The organism is Methylobacterium sp. CCH5-D2 (assembly GCF_001556475.1).
Taxonomy (GTDB): domain Bacteria; phylum Pseudomonadota; class Alphaproteobacteria; order Rhizobiales; family Beijerinckiaceae; genus Methylobacterium; species Methylobacterium hispanicum.
Map to the genome: position 1 here is coordinate 1 of NZ_LSIX01000865.1, position 15,431 is coordinate 15,431.

The following is a 15,431-nucleotide window of genomic DNA, read 5'->3' on the forward strand; positions in this document are numbered from 1 at the left end:
GAAGGTCGCGGCGGTGGACGCGACCGGCAAGGTCGTGGCGACCGACACGATCTACCCGCACGAGCCGCGGCGCGACTGGAACGGGGCGCTGGCCGCGCTGGCCAAGCTGGTGCTCGCCCACAGGATCGAGCTGATCGCGATCGGCAATGGCACGGCGTCCCGCGAGACGGACCGGCTCGCGGCCGAACTCGTCGCCAAGCTGCCCGACGCCAAGCTCACCAAGGTCCTGGTGTCCGAGGCCGGCGCCTCGGTCTACTCGGCCTCCGCCTACGCCTCGGCCGAGCTGCCGAACCTCGACGTGACCCTGCGCGGCGCCGTCTCGATCGCCCGGCGGCTGCAGGATCCGTTGGCCGAACTGGTGAAGATCGAGCCGAAGGCGATCGGCGTCGGGCAGTACCAGCACGATCTGGCGGAGGGGAAGCTCGCCCGCTCCCTCGACGCCGTGGTGGAGGATTGCGTGAACCGCGTCGGCGTCGATGTGAACAGCGCCTCGGCGCCGCTCCTCGCCCGCGTCTCCGGCCTCTCCGAGCGGGTCGCCGCGAACATCGTCGTCCACCGCGACGCCAACGGGCCGTTCGCCAAGCGGGCCGCTTTGCGCAAGGTGCCGGGGCTCGGGCCGAAGGCCTACGAGCTCGCGGCGGGCTTCCTGCGCATCCGCGGCGGCGAGGATCCGCTCGACGCGTCCGGCGTGCACCCGGAAGCCTACCCGGTCGTCAAGAAGATCCTGGCGGCGACCGGCAAACCGGTCGCGGCGCTCGTCGGCGACGGCGCCACGCTGCGCGGCCTCGCACCGAGCGCCTTCGTGGACCAGAGCTTCGGCCTGCCGACGGTCACCGACATCATCGCCGAGTTGGAGAAGCCCGGCCGCGACCCGCGCCCGAGCTTCCGCACCGCGGCCTTCGCGGACGGCGTCGAGAAGATCGGCGACCTGCGCCCCGGGATGCGTCTGGAGGGCGTGGTGACGAACGTCGCGGCCTTCGGGGCCTTCGTGGATGTCGGCGTCCACCAGGACGGGCTGGTGCACATCTCGATGCTGGCCGACCGCTTCGTGAAGGACCCGCGCGAGGTGGTGAAGCCCGGCGACGTGGTGCAGGTGCGGGTGCTGGAGGTCGATGCCGCCCGCAAGCGCATCGCCCTCAGCATGCGCTCGGACGAGGCGGAGCGCCCCGCGCGCCGCGAGGGTCCGTCGCAGGCCACGGGCCGGCCGGCGCCCCGCCCGCCCGCTCCCGGGCGCCCGCACGATTCCGGGCGCCCGCAGGCGCCGAGGTCCGAGCGCGCGGGCGCGCTGGCCGACGCCCTGCGCCGCGCGGCCGAGGGCAAGCCGCGGGGCGGCTGATCAGTTGGCGAGCCCGCGCTGGACCTTCGATCTCAGGCGCCCGCCCTGGAAGACCAGCGTGACCGAGAAGGTCCCGCCGCGGTCGCTCCAGCCGTAGGTCTCGAAGGCGCCGAGCCCCGGGATGGTCGCGCTGCCCTCGCTCGCGCCGCGGCAGCCGAGCAGGCTCTCGACCTCCGGCATCCGCATGTCCGCCTGGAGCAACTCGAAGCTGCGCCGGCTGACGGCGCAGTTCGGCCCACCCCCGGACTTCGGCTCGCCCGCGTCGGACGCGAGGGCCGCGCTCCGCGGCGCCCCGAAGGCCGCCGAGAGGGCGAGGCGCGCACCGCGCTCCGGACTCGGCCCGGCCCCCACGGCCTCCGCCGCGGCGGTCGGCATCCCGGACGCGGCGACCGGGCTCCCGGTCCCTTCGAGCCGCTCCGCATCGCGAAAGACCTCCGCGGCCTGCCGGCCCGGATCGGGCGGGGACGCCCCGGCCCTGGCGGGAACGAAGGCGGGGCTCCGGCGCAGGCCGTCTCCCGCCCGGCCCGGCGCCGTCCGGGCGCTCCCGTCGGCCGCCCGCTGCGAGGGGGCCTCGGAGACCTCCTCCGCCGGCCCGCGGGCGCGGGCGATGATCACCGCCCGGCGCAGGGCGGACTCGAACCGCCGCATCAGCTCGGGATCGGCACGGGTGCCGGTCGCCCGCGCCTCGCAGGCCGCGTAGGCCGCGCGGGCGTCGCGGATCTCGGCCTCGCTCCACGCCTCCGCGGCCTTGCCGAACAGATCGACGTCCCCCCCCTCGCCGGAGCGCGGGCCGGCGGTCGGACCGCCGCCGAGCGGTCCGAGCCGGTCGGCGGCGAGCGCGCGGTGCCGGCCGCAGCCGCCGGCCGCCGCGAGGGCGTCGCGGAACGGGGAGGCCTGCGCCGCGGCGGCGGAGGCGCAGCCGAGGAGGAGCAGGGCCGGGGCGAGACACCTGCGCACGAGACGGTGTCCGGATGCGGTTCGGGTCATCCGACCATGCGGCCCGAGGCCCGTGAAGGCTCCGTTAAGACCACCCCCGGTTGCTGTGGGTGGGCGCCCTCAGAACAGGTGCAGCGCGTGCGGCGCCAGGAAGCCGAATCCCAGCATCACCGCGCCGGCCGCGCCGAGCAGGCCGCCCGCGACGGCGAGCGCCACGATCCCGGTGATCACCTGGGCCGAGGCCAGCACGATGCCGATCTGGAAGGCCGCCGAGGCCAGCTCGTAGTGGTGGTAGCGGTGGAGCGAGAGGTCGCGCTTCTCCTGGTTCAGCTTGGCCTTCTCGGCGAGTTCCTTGCGGCCCTCGCCGGTGGCCGGCTCCGAGTCCCAGCGCGCCATGGTCCTGGCCCACTCGGCGCGCTTGGCCTGCACCGCGTCCTGGTTCGGCCCCGGGGGGGCGAGCGCGACCATCTCGTCGGCGGTCTTCAGCACCGTGCTGCGGATGGTGCGCGCTTGGAAGAAGGCCCATTGGTTGGCGGCCTCGATGTTGGCGCCGATCGCCTCGGTCTGGGCCGCCTTGCCCAGCGTCTCGCTGAAGGCCAGGAACAGCGCCAGCACCGAGATCAGCAGCGCCACCCGCTTGTTCGAACCCTCGATCGCCCCGTGACCGCCCGACATGCACCATCCCCCCTGATTCGTGAGCGGGGGAGCTACAGCGCATCGCGTGCCGCGGTGCAACAGCCGAGGGGGAGCCGCGGGAGCGCGGGCCTGCATCGCCGCGTTGGTGACGGACGGGGAGGTGCTCGGCGATGCGACTCACGGTTCTCGGCTGCGGCGACGCCTTCGGCTCGGGCGGGCGCCTCCACACCTGCTTCCACGTCGCGGGGGACGGCACCGGCTTCCTCATCGATTGCGGCGCCTCGGCGCTGATCGCCATGCGCCGCTTCGGCGTCGATCCCAACGGGATCGACACGGTGTTCCTCAGCCATCTGCACGGCGACCATTTCGGCGGCCTGCCCTGGCTGATCCTCGACGGGCAGCTGGTCAGCCGGCGCACGGCGCCCCTGACGATCGTTGGGCCGCCCGGGATCCGGGAGCGGCTTCCGGCCGCCATGGAGGTGCTGTTCCCGGGCTCCAGCACGGCCGAGCGGGCCTTCGCGGTGGAGGTGCGGGAGATCGCGGCCGGCGAGCCGGCGACGGTCGGCGGGGTGGGGGTGGAAGCCTTCGCGGTCGAGCATCCCTCCGGCGCGCCCGCCCACGCCCTGCGGCTCGCCCATGCGGGCCGGGTGCTGACCTATACGGGCGACACGCAGTGGGTGGACGCCCTGATCCCGGCCGGGCGCGGCGCCGACCTGATGATCGCCGAGGGCTACACGGTGGCGCGCCCGGTCAGGTTCCACCTCGACTGGGCGACGCTCAACCGCAACCTGCCCGAGATCGCCCCGAGGCGGCTCATGCTCACGCATATGAGCCCCGAGATGATCGCGCACCCGGCCGACGGCTACATTGCGGCCGAGGACGGGCTGGTGCTGGAGCTCTGATCGCGTCTTCCGCCCTCCCCCCTCTGCGGGGGGGGCGGGACGACCCGCGCCCTACTCCGCCGCCTCGACGAAGACCGTGCCGGCGCGCGGCAGGTCGAGCGCGTCCCAGGTCTCGGCCAGCGCCGCGGTGAGCTTCTCGATCTGCGCCGCGTCGTGGAACGGCGAGGGCGTGATGCGCAGGCGCTCGGTCCCACGCGGCACGGTCGGGTAGTTGATCGGCTGGATGTAGATGCCGTGGCACTCCAGCAGGTGGTCGGCGGCCGCCTTGCACAGCTCGGCGTCGCCCACCATCACGGGCACGATGTGGGTCTCTGTGTGCAGCACCGGCAGGCCCGCCGCCTCGAGCGCCGCCTTGGTCTGCGCCGCCTGGCGCTGGTGCGCCTCGCGCTCGACCTGCGAGCGCTTGAGGTAGCGCACCGAGGCGCGGGCGGCCGCCGCCACAGCCGGCGGCAGCGCCGTGGTGAAGATGAAGCCGGCCGCGAAGGAACGCACCGCGTCGAGCACGGCCGCCGAGCCCGTGATGTAGCCGCCGACGCAGCCGAAGCCCTTGGCGAGCGTGCCCTCGATCACGTCGACCCGGTGCATCACGCCGTCGCGCTCGGCGATCCCGGCGCCGCGCTCGCCGTAGAGGCCGACCGCGTGGACCTCGTCCAGGTAGGTCATCGCGCCGTAGCGGTCGGCGAGGTCGCAGATCTTGCCGATCGGCGCCACGTCGCCGTCCATCGAGTAGACGGACTCGAACACGATGAGCTTGGGCCGGTCGCCGGCCTCGACCAGCAGTTCCTCGAGATGCGCGAGGTCGTTGTGGCGGAAGATGCGCTTCTCGCACCCCGAGTGCCGCACGCCCTCGATCATCGAGTTGTGGTTGAAGGCGTCCGACAGGATCAGGCAGTTCGGGATCAGCTTCGCGATCGTCGAGATGCCGGCCTGGTTCGAGACGTAGCCCGAGGTGAAGACGAGGCCCGCCTCCTTGCCGTGGAGATCGGCGAGCTCGCGCTCGAGATCGACCAGCGGCGAGTTGTTGCCCGCGATGTTGCGGGTGCCGCCCGCGCCGACGCCGCAGCGCCGGGCCGTCTCGGTCATGGCGCCCACCACCTCGGGGTGCTGGCCCATGCCGAGATAGTCGTTCGAGCACCACACGGTGATCTCGCGGGTCGAGCCGTCCGGGCGGCGCCAGTTCGCCTGCGGGAAGCGGCCGGCCACGCGCTCGATGTCGGCGAAGACGCGGTAGCGGCGCTCGCCGTGCAGCTTGTCCAGCGCGGCGCGGAAGTAGCCCTCGAAATCGGTCCTGATGCCGGGTCCGGACGATGCGGTCTTCGGGGCAGCGGGCATCCGGGTCACGGGCATGAGGATCCTTCGGGTGGCTGGCACGGACGGACGGGCCGTCGATGCGCGGGATCGTTCGGCACGCGAGACCCGTTCGGGCCTCCGGCGAGCATCGGACGTTTGGATTGACGTCCGCTGAACCCTGGAGACGGTTCCGGACGCGGGCTGGCGGTTTCCTTGAGCGTTCTCGCGGCAGCGTCTTCGGGCGCTGTCGGGGCGGAAGATACAGGCGGATCTGGAATGGGTTCAAGGTGAGTTCTAACATTCCTGCCCTGTGCAGGGCGGAAGAGCGGCTCCAGGGTGACGATGCGCCGCGCGCGAACCTCGTTCCGGGCACGCAAGGGCGGGATGACGATGGCGGATACAGGCGAGAGCCGCGCGGAACGGTTGAAGGCGGCGCTGCGCGACAACCTGCGGCGGCGCAAGGCGCAGGAGCGCGGCAAGGAGCAGGGCAAGGAGCGGAGCGGGGCGACCGGCGCGGCCGGCCCGCGGACCCTGGATGATTCGCCGGGCGCCGATGCGTCCGGGAGCGGTCCCGATTCCGACAAAACTGGACTATAGCCTGCGGCCAAGCCTGGGCGCACGGTCGCGCCCGACGGAACGATAGGCGCCGCGCGAACCCGCGGGGCGGCCCAGGGAACGAGCATGGACCGCATCCACATCACCGGTGGCACCGAGCTGCACGGTACCATCCCGATCTCGGGCGCCAAGAACGCGGCGCTGCCGCTGATGATCGCGAGCCTGCTCACCGGCGAGACGCTCGAACTCGTCAACGTGCCGCGCCTCGCCGACATCAACGCGCTGACCCGCATCCTCGGCAACCACGGCGTCGATCAGACGGTGGTCGGCAAGCGCCCGGGCCAGACCACCGAGACCGGCCAGACCGTCCGGCTCACCGCCTCGAACGTCATCGACACGACCGCGCCCTACGAGCTGGTCTCGACCATGCGGGCGAGCTTCTGGGTGGTGGCGCCGCTGCTCGCCCGGTTCGGCGAGGCCAAGGTCTCGCTGCCGGGTGGCTGCGCCATCGGCACGCGGCCCGTGGACCTGCTGATCATGGCGCTGGAGCGGCTCGGCGCGCAGATCGACATCGACGGCGGCTACGTGGTGGCCAAGACCAAGAACGGCCTGCGCGGCGCCGAGATCAGCTTCCCGAAGGTCACGGTCGGCGGAACACACGTCGCCCTGATGGCGGCGGCGCTCGCCTACGGCACCACCGTGATCGAGAACGCCGCCCGCGAGCCCGAGGTCGTCGATCTCGCCGAGTGCCTGACCAAGATGGGCGCGCGCATCAAGGGCGCGGGCACGCCGCGCATCGAGATCGAGGGCGTGGCCCGCCTGAACGGCGCCCGCCACGAGGTGCTGCCCGACCGGATCGAGACCGGCACCTACGCCATGGCGGTGGCGATGACGGGCGGCGACGTGGTGCTGGAGAACACCCGCTCCGACCTGCTGCACGCGGCCCTCGACGTGCTGGCCACCACCGGCGCCGAGGTCACGCAGGTGCCGGACGGGATCCGGGTGCGCCGCAACGGCGCCGGCATCGCGGCGGTGGACGTGACCACCGATCCCTTCCCGGGCTTCCCCACCGACCTGCAGGCGCAGTTCATGGCGCTGATGACGCTGGCCAAGGGGAGTTCCCGCATCCGCGAGACGATCTTCGAGAACCGCTTCATGCACGTGCAGGAACTCGCCCGCCTCGGCGCCAAGATCCGCCTCGACGGCGACGCCGCGATCGTAGAGGGCGTCGAGCGCCTGAAGGGCGCGCCCGTGATGGCCACGGACCTGCGCGCCTCGGTCTCGCTGGTGATCGCCGGGCTCGCCGCCGAGGGCGAGACCCAGATCAACCGGGTCTACCACCTCGACCGCGGCTTCGAGGCGCTGGAGGCCAAGCTCGGCCGCTGCGGCGCGCGGATCGAGCGCGTGCGGGCCTGAGCACGAAGAAGGCACCCGACCGGTTCGGGTGCCTTCCCGCGTTCGTGCCTTGTGCCGATCCTCAGCCGCCGATCGCGCCGCGCTTGAAGCCGAAGCCCGGAATCTCGCAGCCGCAAGGCGCGTTGAACGGCGCGGGGCGGGTCGGGCAGTTGCCGCGCGAGGTCACGCAGATGCTGCCCCCGCGCCGGCCGAAATCCCGGCGGCGCTCGTAGCGGTCCTCGTAATAGTCGTCCCGGCGGCGGCGCTCGTAGCGGTCGTAACGGTCCTCGTAGCCCCGGTCGTAGCGGCGCGGGCCGTCGTCGTAGTACTGCGCGCGCGCCGGCGCGGCGGCGAGCGTCGTTCCCAGCGTCAGGGCGGCGAGAGCCGCGAGCGTGATGCGCGTCACCGGTCTGGTCTCCTCGAACCTTCGTGTCCGTGGGCCGGGCATATAGAGCGCCGCCTGAACGGTACCTGATCCTACGGGCGGACTTTTCGGCCACGTCCGCCGTGGGCGGGGCGCTCCGCACGCCTGCCCGTTGTCGATCACCCTCCCGGTCGCTACCTACCCCGCAGCGTTTCACGTGAAATTTACCATCCGGCCGATCACCCGATCCGGCCGGATCCGCCATCCAGCCAAGGTGCCCGCATGGAGCTGTTGAAGCTCGCCGCCCTCGACGCCGAGGATCTCACGGTGATCTCGGCCCACCTGCAGGACGCGGTCCTGCGGGCCGGCGACCTGACCTATCTGGCGGCCGAGCACCGCTTCGTGCTCGTGGCGCGGCGCTTCGACTGGTCGGTCGGCCCAGGCGAGCCGGAGCGGCGCCGCCTCACGGGCGTGCATTTCGAGCGGGTGCTCGGCGTGCGCACCCGCGGCATCGCGCCGGGCGGCAACGCCGACACGGCGCTGAACCTCCTCGCCGTCACCTTCGCGCCGACCGAGCCGCCCTCCGGCACCGTGACGCTGATCTTCTCAGGGAACGCCGCGATCCGGCTCGACGTGGAGTGCGTCGAGGTGCAGATGAAGGATCTCGGCCCGGTCTGGGAGGCCGAGAGCCGGCCCGGCCACGACGACGCGGCCTGATCCTCATCACCGGCTTCCCCAACACGAAACGACACGGGTCCATGGTTCGTCTCGACAGCTCCGCCCCGACCTTCGCCGATGATTTCGCGCGCCTGCTCACCGTGAAGCGCGAGATCGCCGAGGATGTGGACGAGGTCGTGCGCGGCATCATCGCGGGCGTGGTGGCGGGGGGCGATGCCGCGCTCGTCGACTACACCCGCCGCTTCGACCGACTCGGCGAGGATTTCACCGAGGGTAGCCTGCGCGTCACGGACGCGGAGATCGCTGAAGCCGTCGCGGCCTGCCCGGCCGACCAGATCGAGGCGCTGACCCTCGCCGCGGAGCGGATCGAGCATTTCCACCGGGCCCAGGTACCCGCCGACCACCGCGAGACCGACGCGCTCGGCGTCACCGCGGGCTGGCGCTGGACGGCGCTCGAATCGGTCGGCCTCTACGTGCCGGGCGGCACCGCGAGCTACCCCTCCTCCGTGCTGATGAACGCGGTGCCGGCGCGCGTGGCGGGCGTTCCGCGCATCGTCATGGTGGCGCCCGCGCCGGAAGGACGGATGAACCCGCTGGTGCTGGCCGCCGCCCACCTCTCGGGCGTGCACGAGGTCTACCGCGTCGGCGGCGCCCAGGCCGTCGCGGCGCTCGCCTACGGCACCCGGACCATCGCGCCGGTTGCCAAGGTCGTCGGCCCCGGCAACGCCTGGGTGGCGGCGGCCAAGCGGCGGGTCTTCGGGCAGGTCGGCATCGACATGATCGCCGGTCCCTCGGAGGTGCTGATCCTGGCCGACGACCACGCCAACCCGGACTGGATCGCCGCCGACCTGCTGGCCCAGGCCGAGCACGACACGGCGGCGCAGGCCATCCTGATCACCGACAGCGCGGCGCTGGCCGAGGCCGTCGAGGTGGCGGTCGAGCGGGCGCTCACCACCCTGCCCCGCCAGGAGATCGCGCGGGCGAGCTGGCGCGACTACGGCGCGATCATCCGGGTGCGCGACTTCGACGAGGCGGTGCCGCTCACCGACCGCCTCGCCCCCGAGCACCTGGAGATCGAGACGCAGGACGCGGAAGCGCTCGCCGCGAAGGTGCGCAACGCCGGCGCGATCTTCCTCGGCTCGCACACGCCGGAAGCGATCGGCGACTACGTGGGCGGCCCGAACCACGTGCTGCCGACCGCCCGCTCGGCCCGCTTCTCCTCCGGCCTCGGCGTGCTCGATTTCATGAAGCGCACCACCATCCTCGCCTGCACGCCGGAGAGCTTGCGGGCGCTCGGCCCGGCGGCGATAAACCTCGGCCGGTCGGAGGGCCTGGAGGGCCATGCCCGCTCCGTCGCGATCCGGCTGAACCTGTGAGGCAGGCTTAACGATGTCGGAGGCCAGGAAGGAGCGCTCGCCGCACCGTCTCGTCGCGGTGACGCTCGACGAGGATTCGATCGGCCGCGGCAACCCGGACCAGGAGCACGAGCGCGCCATCGCGATCTTCGACATCCTGGAGGACAACCAGTTCGTCATTCCGGGCCGGGACGAGGGGCCGTACCGGCTCCATCTCGGCCTCGTCGAGAACAAGCTCTCCTTCGCGATCGGCAACGAGGCCCGCGAGCCGGTGATGACGCATCTCCTCTCGCTCACCCCCTTCCGGCGGGTGATCCGCGACTACGAGATGATCTGCGAGAGCTACTACAACGCGATCCGCACCGCCTCGCCGACGCAGATCGAGGCGATCGACATGGGCCGGCGGGGCCTGCACAACGAGGCGTCCGAGACCCTGAAGCAGCGCCTCGACGGCAAGGTCGACCTCGACCACGACACCGCGCGGCGGCTCTTCACCCTGATCTTCGCCCTGCACTGGAAGGGCTGACGGCGTGGGGCGGGGCTAGGCTCCGATGGACGAGACCGCGCCGGGCCTCGGCCCACGGAAGAAACGGGTCCAGTCGGTCCTGTTCATGTGCAACTTCAACGCCGTGCGCTCGCCCGCAGCGGAGGCGATCGCGCGCCACTATTTCGGCAAGTCGATCTACGTGCAGTCGGCGGGCGTGCGCGAGGGCGAGCCGGTCGATCCCTTCATGGTGAGCGTCCTCGACGAGATCGGCATCGACGCGAAGAAGCACCGCCCCCGCACGGTCGAGCAGCTGGAGGAGTGGGAGGGGCTGAACTTCGACCTCATCGTCACCCTCGCCCCCGAAGCGCACCACGCGGCGCTGGAACTGACCCGCACCCTCGCGGCGGACGTGGAATACTGGCCGACGCCCGACCCCACCAACTTCTACGACGTCTCGCGCGAGCAGCGGCTCGACGCCTACCGCGACGTGCGCGACGGGCTGGTGCGGCGGATCAAGAGCCGGTTGAAGGCGTGATCCGCCGCACGGACGTCATCGGCCCGTAGCTCTTCTCGCGGATGCGCGCGACGGCCGTTCGCAGCGGCTCGACCGCCACCGCCATGTGGTGGCCGTTGGCGTGGATCAGGCGGCTCGCGTCGAGCATCATCCCGACATGGCCGCGCCAGAACACGAGGTCGCCCCGGCGCAGGTCCGCGAGATCGTCCGACGAGGCGTCGTCCGGCAAGGCGTCGCCCAGCGCCCGCTCCTGCTGGTCGGCGTCGCGCGGGCAGGTCAGGCCGGCGGCTTCCAGGCAGAGCTGGACCAGCCCCGAGCAGTCCAGGCCGAGCGTCGTGCGGCCACCCCAGAGATAGGGCGTCCCGACGAGGCGCTCGGCCGTGCCGGCGAAATCCGGCTCGACCGCATCGACCGGACGGCAATGGCCGGCGAAGACGTAGCCGCCCGGCACCTCCAGGTAATCCCCCGCCTCGCCCGTGACGACGAGCGCGGAGCCGAGCCCGAGATGGGCGCGGGCCGGACGCTTCAGGTCCGGGGCAGGGTAGAGGAAGGTCCGCAGCGCCGCGACGCGGTGGGTCGGCGCCGGGTCGGCCGGGCCGAGGCTGTCGGCCGCCAGGTAGCCCACGTAGCCGTCGTGGACGAGCTGGACCCAGGCGAAGCCGTCGCGCGCCTCGTAGAGCGTCACGGCGTCGCCCAGCACCGCCTCGGTATCGATGCCGGATTCCGCGGACGGGGCCCGGCGCAGGGGCGCCGAGGGCGCGACGACGCGGCGCGGCTCGCCGGCGACGTAGCGCGCGGCCTCGACCCGGCCGCGGAGCGCGAGGTCGGCGAGGTCCGGGCGGGCGGGGGTGAGGCGCGGATCGAGCGGCATGGGATCTTCCGGGAGCGGGAACGAACGTGATTCGCTCGATTCGGGGCGGTTCGGTGGCGCGGGCGATGAACGATCCCTCGGCGGGGTTGTTGACCCGTTACCGGGACCAGCCGACGCGGGAGCGTCGTCCCGGGGCGATGCGGCGGCGCACAGGCCGAGACATTCGGCACCCCCGCAACATAAGTTAACTCCGGGCTGGTCGCGACGCTGCCCTGCCGAGGGGCAAGAGCCGAGCCAAGCGCCATGCATGCGAAAACGTCTTTCCTTCCACTTTGATGCGGTGCACAATCCGGCGCAGCATCCTATGTTCGGCCCATGAACCATGCGAGCCGTGCCGTGAAGAAATCGCCGAAGAGCTTCGCTGACCTGCCACCGATCCGGGTCCGTCGCGAGCCGCCGACCGTCGCCGAGGCGGTCGCCGCCGCCCAGGATCTGGCGGACGATCTCGAGCAGCAGGTGGAGATCGCCTGCGGGCTGATCGGCCTGCCGGCCGACGAGGTGCGCCCGCACGTGGTCGCCGCCTCACGCCGGAAGCCCGAGCGGGTTCCGGAGCGGATCATGAGCCCCGGCAGCCCGAGCCGCGCGCCCCGCACCGTGATCGTCGAGCGCCGCACCCGGGCGCCCGTGGTGGTGGAGCGGCGCGGCCGTCCCCTCGACCCGCGCCGCTGACCGGCCCTACCAGGCGAGCGTCTCGCCCCGGTAGTCGAAATAGGCCACGCCCAGCTCGCCCAGCCGGGCCTCGATCGCGTCCGCCATGCCGGCGACGCTGGTCGCCACGTCGATGTCGGCCTCCGCGCCGCCCATGTCGGTGCGGACCCAGCCCGGATGGACCAGGAACACGCTGATCCCGCTCTCCCGGTGGCGGATCTCGAAGCTGCGCGCCAGGGTGTTCAGCGCCGCCTTGCTGGCCCGGTAGGTCTCCCAGCCGCCCGACTCGTTGAGCCCGACGCTGCCCAGCACCGAACTCATCAGCGCGAGGCTGCCGCCCGGCGCGAGTCGGTCGCGAAAGGCTTCCGCGAAGCGGATCGGGCTGATCGCGTTCGTCAGGTAGACCTGGGCGGCCACGTCCCGGGGCACGGCGTGGGCCGGATCGTGCGCCTGTGTGGCCACGCCCGCCACCACGAAGATCAGGTCGTAGGCTTGCGGCCCGAGCCGCTCGTGCAGGGCGGCCACGCCCGCGTCGTCGTCGATGTCGACCGTCTCGACGGTGAGGCGGTCGGCCTTCAGCCTCTCCAGGTCGGAGCCGGCCTTCCGCTGCGTGGCGGTGACGGCCCAGCCCCGCTGCAGCAGGGTCTCGGCGAGGCCGAGGCCGAGCCCGCGCGAGGCTCCGACGATCAGGGCGCGCTTGGATGAGGTGTCGCTCATGGAGGTTCTCCGGCGGGCGCCCGGCGGCCCGCTTTCAGGGGCGAGGTCGGTCACGGAGGGGAACCGGTGAAGGCCTCGTCCGCGCGGCGCGTGTGCCCGCGCACGCTGAGCGGGGGATTAAGGGGGCCAGCCGGCTGTGATCGGTAGCCCCTCAGCCGACCATAACGATAAAGCGCCGTCCCTTTCCCGGACGCCTGGAACGCAGTGGAAGGTGATCCGGGATCCAGCGAGCCCAGTGCCGCGAAGCGGCTCTACCTTCTGGAACGTCGCAAAGAGCGGACACTTCGCGACTTCCTGTGCTGGATCCCGGATCACCCTCCGCTGACGCTCCGGGCGTCCGGGAAAACGGCGCGGATGAATCGGAGGCCGATCGTCGGCCTCAATCCGCCGCCCGCACCGACCACGTGGCGTGGCGGATGCGCGGGTCGCGGGCGAGGTCGTCCGTGACGGCGTCGAGTTCCCCACCCTCGACCGCGTCGGCGAGCAGCGTCGCCACCACGTCCACGGCGTCCTCGCCACGCTCCACCACCTCGACACCGCGCACCGGATAGCTCGCCGCCTCCAGCCGCTCGACCAAGAGGTCGCGGGCAGGCCCCGCCGCCCCGGTCGCGGTCGTCACCTGCACCTCGTAGGTCGCCTCGGTCTGGTCCTCGCGGATCGGGGCCCGGTTGATGGCGTTGACGAGCGGGCGCAGCAGCGTGTTGCAGGCGAGCACGGCCGCGGTGACGAAGCAGGCCTCCAGCGGCAGGTCCGCCCCCGCGAAGGCGCCGACGGAGGCCGAGCACCAGAGCGTCGCGGCCGTGTTGAGGCCGCGCACGTTCATGCCCTCCTTCATGATTACGCCCGCGCCCAGGAAGCCGATGCCGGAGATCACGTAGGCCACGGTGCGCGTCGCGCCCTCGCCCCCGGTCAGCCGCATGCCGAGATCGACGAAGGCGGCCGCCCCCAGCGCCACCAGTACCGTGGTGCGCAGCCCCGCGTTGCGCTGCCGATACTGCCGCTCCGCGCCGATCAGCGTGCCCAGCCCGAAGGCCGTGACGAGGCTGATGGCGGAGTTGACGGTCTCGGGAAGGGGCGTGAGCGCGATCATGGGGCGTCCTAGACAGGGGCCGATGACGGAACCGTGACGGTCGCCTCTAGGGCAAATTGCCCGCGTCGGCACGATCCGGGCACGATCCAGGGTTGTCGGGATTGACGCTTCCCCGGTCCGGCGGGCACACCGGCTTCCTATGGACCGACTAAGAGTCCGGCGCCCGCCGAGCGGCGCAGCGAGGAGACGGCCAAGAATGACGCATCGTCCGATGACGCATCGCCCGGTCGCGCCGGCGGGAGCCCCCTGCGCATGAGCGGCACCGGTCTCGCCGCCCGCCTCTCGCAACCCGCCGAGCGTCCCGCCGCGGACGAGGCGCTGCGCGCCCGCATCCTGGCCTTGCGCGACGGGCTCCTCCACGGGCTGATCGGCGCGGACCGCCTCGTCGAGCGCCTGCTGATCGGGCTGCTCACCGGCGGCCACCTGCTGATCGAGGGCGCGCCGGGGCTGGCCAAGACGCGGGCGGTCAAGCGCCTCTCGGACGGGCTCGACGGCTCCTTCGCCCGGGTGCAGTGCACGCCGGACCTGATGCCCGCCGACCTCACCGGCACCACGGTCTGGCGCCAGGACGCGGGCACCTTCGAGTTCCTGGCCGGCCCCCTGTTCCACGCGCTGATCCTCGTGGACGAGGTCAACCGCGCCCCGCCCAAGGTGCAGTCGGCGCTGCTCGAGGCCATGGCCGAGGGCCAGATCACGGTGGCGGGCCACACCCATCGACTGCCCGATCCCTTCATGGTGGTGGCGACCCAGAACCCGATCGAGCACGCGGGCACCTTCCCGCTGCCGGAGGCGCAACTCGACCGCTTCCTGCTCCACGTCGTGGTCGAGATGCCCGACGAGGCCGCCGAGCGGCGCATCCTCGACCTCGTCGAGGGCGAATTGACCCACCACGCCGAGGCGATGCCGGCCAAGCTCAGCCTCGACGACGTGCGCGCCGCGCGGGACGCCGCGCTCGCCACCTACGTCTCGCCCGCGCTGAAGGACTACCTGGTCCGGCTCGTCGCGGCGACGCGCACCGACGCGGCGGCGCCGGACCTGCGCGCGGCGATCGAGCACCCGGCCTCGCCCCGCGGGACGCTCGCGCTGATGCTCGCGGGCAAGGCGCGCGCCTACCTGCACGGGCGCGACCACGTCGTGCCCGAGGACATCGCGGAACTCGCCGCCGACGCCCTCTCCCACCGCATCGGCCTGACCTGGCGGGCCGCCGCCGAGGGCCGCACGACGCGCAGCATCGTCGCCGGCCTCCTGCAGCGGGTGCGGGCGCTCTAGGGGTGGCGCAGAGGACGGACAGCAGGGCGGACGCTCCGGAGGATCCCGGCATCCACCTGTCGGGCGAGGCGCTGATGGGCCTGCGCCACCTCGCGCGCCGGGGTTCGGCGCCCGTCACCCGCACGCTGGCGGGCCTGCCCGGCGGCATCGTCACCCGGCGGCGCGGGCGCGGTTCCGAGCCCGACGACGTGCGGCTCTGGTCCGAGGGCGACGACATGCGCCACATCGACCGCAACGCCACCGCCCGCACGGGCCAACTCCACACGCGCACCCACCACGACGAGCGCGACCGCGCCGTGGTGCTGCTCGCCGACTTCCGGCCCTCGATGCTGTTCGGCACCCGCCGCACCCTGCGCTCGGTCGCGGCCGCCGTCGCCGACCACGCGCC

18 protein-coding genes are annotated in these 15,431 nt (G+C 72.7%); 11 read left to right on the plus strand and 7 right to left on the minus strand.

All coding sequences use genetic code 11. The features are described from left to right. The coding region (locus AX737_RS23010; protein WP_156453903.1) for a helix-hairpin-helix domain-containing protein at window positions 1–1,336 on the plus strand (1,336 nt) is incomplete at its 5' end. On the opposite strand, the gene AX737_RS23015 is transcribed toward AX737_RS23010, so the two are convergent. Continuing rightward, window positions 1,337–2,293 carry a hypothetical protein gene (locus AX737_RS23015; RefSeq protein WP_066925315.1) on the minus strand — a complete coding sequence of 319 codons (957 nt, stop codon included), beginning with the start codon at window positions 2,291–2,293 and terminating at the stop codon, window positions 1,337–1,339. Between the two features lie 99 nt (window positions 2,294–2,392). Next, window positions 2,393–2,947, minus strand: a complete 555-nt coding sequence (locus tag AX737_RS23020; RefSeq protein WP_066925318.1) for a DUF4337 domain-containing protein — start codon at window positions 2,945–2,947, stop codon at window positions 2,393–2,395. Between the two features lie 131 nt (window positions 2,948–3,078). Between AX737_RS23020 and AX737_RS23025 the strand changes: the two genes are divergently transcribed. After that, window positions 3,079–3,810 carry an MBL fold metallo-hydrolase gene (locus tag AX737_RS23025; RefSeq protein WP_066925321.1) on the plus strand — a complete coding sequence of 244 codons (732 nt, stop codon included), beginning with the start codon at window positions 3,079–3,081 and terminating at the stop codon, window positions 3,808–3,810. Window positions 3,811–3,861: 51 nt separating this feature from the next. On the opposite strand, the gene hemA is transcribed toward AX737_RS23025, so the two are convergent. Further along, on the minus strand, window positions 3,862–5,142 hold the full coding sequence (hemA, locus tag AX737_RS23030) for a 5-aminolevulinate synthase (protein ID WP_156453905.1): 1,281 nt from the start codon (window positions 5,140–5,142) through the stop codon (window positions 3,862–3,864). A 348-nt stretch (window positions 5,143–5,490) separates the two neighbouring features. Here hemA and AX737_RS23035 point away from each other — a divergent pair, with 348 nt between their 5' ends. Next, window positions 5,491–5,697, plus strand: coding sequence for a hypothetical protein (locus AX737_RS23035; protein WP_066925357.1), 207 nt, complete (start codon window positions 5,491–5,493; stop codon window positions 5,695–5,697). Window positions 5,698–5,781: 84 nt separating this feature from the next. Further along, window positions 5,782–7,071 carry a UDP-N-acetylglucosamine 1-carboxyvinyltransferase gene (gene murA, locus AX737_RS23040; RefSeq protein ID WP_066925326.1) on the plus strand — a complete coding sequence of 430 codons (1,290 nt, stop codon included), beginning with the start codon at window positions 5,782–5,784 and terminating at the stop codon, window positions 7,069–7,071. A gap of 61 nt (window positions 7,072–7,132) precedes the next feature. Here the strand turns inward: murA and AX737_RS23045 are convergent, their stop codons facing one another. Next, a complete protein-coding gene (locus AX737_RS23045) occupies window positions 7,133–7,447 on the minus strand; it encodes a hypothetical protein (protein ID WP_066925360.1) in 315 nt (104 codons plus the stop codon). A gap of 249 nt (window positions 7,448–7,696) precedes the next feature. Here AX737_RS23045 and AX737_RS23050 point away from each other — a divergent pair, with 249 nt between their 5' ends. Genes AX737_RS23050 through AX737_RS23065 form a run of 4 tightly spaced genes read left to right on the plus strand, consistent with a single transcriptional unit; the run spans window position 7,697 to window position 10,469 of the window. Further along, window positions 7,697–8,131 (plus strand): DUF2948 family protein, encoded by a 435-nt coding sequence (locus AX737_RS23050; protein ID WP_066925329.1) that lies wholly within the window; start codon window positions 7,697–7,699, stop codon window positions 8,129–8,131. Window positions 8,132–8,172: 41 nt separating this feature from the next. After that, entirely contained in the window at window positions 8,173–9,468 is a 1,296-nt protein-coding gene (hisD, locus tag AX737_RS23055; RefSeq protein WP_066925334.1) for a histidinol dehydrogenase, read from the plus strand. A 13-nt stretch (window positions 9,469–9,481) separates the two neighbouring features. Beyond that, window positions 9,482–9,973, plus strand: a complete 492-nt coding sequence (locus AX737_RS23060; protein WP_066925336.1) for a UPF0262 family protein — start codon at window positions 9,482–9,484, stop codon at window positions 9,971–9,973. 25 nt (window positions 9,974–9,998) lie between these two features. After that, entirely contained in the window at window positions 9,999–10,469 is a 471-nt protein-coding gene (locus AX737_RS23065; RefSeq protein ID WP_066925339.1) for a low molecular weight phosphatase family protein, read from the plus strand. Here the strand turns inward: AX737_RS23065 and AX737_RS23070 are convergent. Continuing rightward, window positions 10,447–11,319, minus strand: coding sequence for an NlpC/P60 family protein (locus tag AX737_RS23070; protein WP_066925342.1), 873 nt, complete (start codon window positions 11,317–11,319; stop codon window positions 10,447–10,449). The genes AX737_RS23065 and AX737_RS23070 overlap by 23 nt on opposite strands. A 315-nt stretch (window positions 11,320–11,634) precedes the next feature. On the opposite strand from AX737_RS23070, the gene AX737_RS23075 reads away from it, so the two are divergent. Then, window positions 11,635–11,988: a hypothetical protein gene (locus AX737_RS23075; protein WP_066925345.1), complete on the plus strand. Its 354-nt coding sequence runs from the start codon at window positions 11,635–11,637 to the stop codon at window positions 11,986–11,988. A 6-nt stretch (window positions 11,989–11,994) separates the two neighbouring features. On the opposite strand, the gene AX737_RS23080 is transcribed toward AX737_RS23075, so the two are convergent. Beyond that, the gene (locus AX737_RS23080; protein ID WP_066925348.1) at window positions 11,995–12,684 is read right to left on the minus strand and encodes an SDR family NAD(P)-dependent oxidoreductase; all 690 of its coding nucleotides are present in this window, start codon (window positions 12,682–12,684) and stop codon (window positions 11,995–11,997) included. A gap of 379 nt (window positions 12,685–13,063) precedes the next feature. Next, window positions 13,064–13,774: an MgtC/SapB family protein gene (locus AX737_RS23085; protein WP_066925351.1), complete on the minus strand. Its 711-nt coding sequence runs from the start codon at window positions 13,772–13,774 to the stop codon at window positions 13,064–13,066. A 252-nt stretch (window positions 13,775–14,026) separates the two neighbouring features. On the opposite strand from AX737_RS23085, the gene AX737_RS23090 reads away from it, so the two are divergent. Beyond that, complete coding sequence (locus AX737_RS23090) at window positions 14,027–15,043, plus strand: MoxR family ATPase (RefSeq protein WP_066925354.1); 1,017 nt, start codon at window positions 14,027–14,029, stop codon at window positions 15,041–15,043. A gap of 74 nt (window positions 15,044–15,117) precedes the next feature. Further along, on the plus strand, window positions 15,118–15,431 hold a 314-nt coding region (locus AX737_RS23095), incomplete at its 3' end, for a DUF58 domain-containing protein (RefSeq protein ID WP_245293493.1).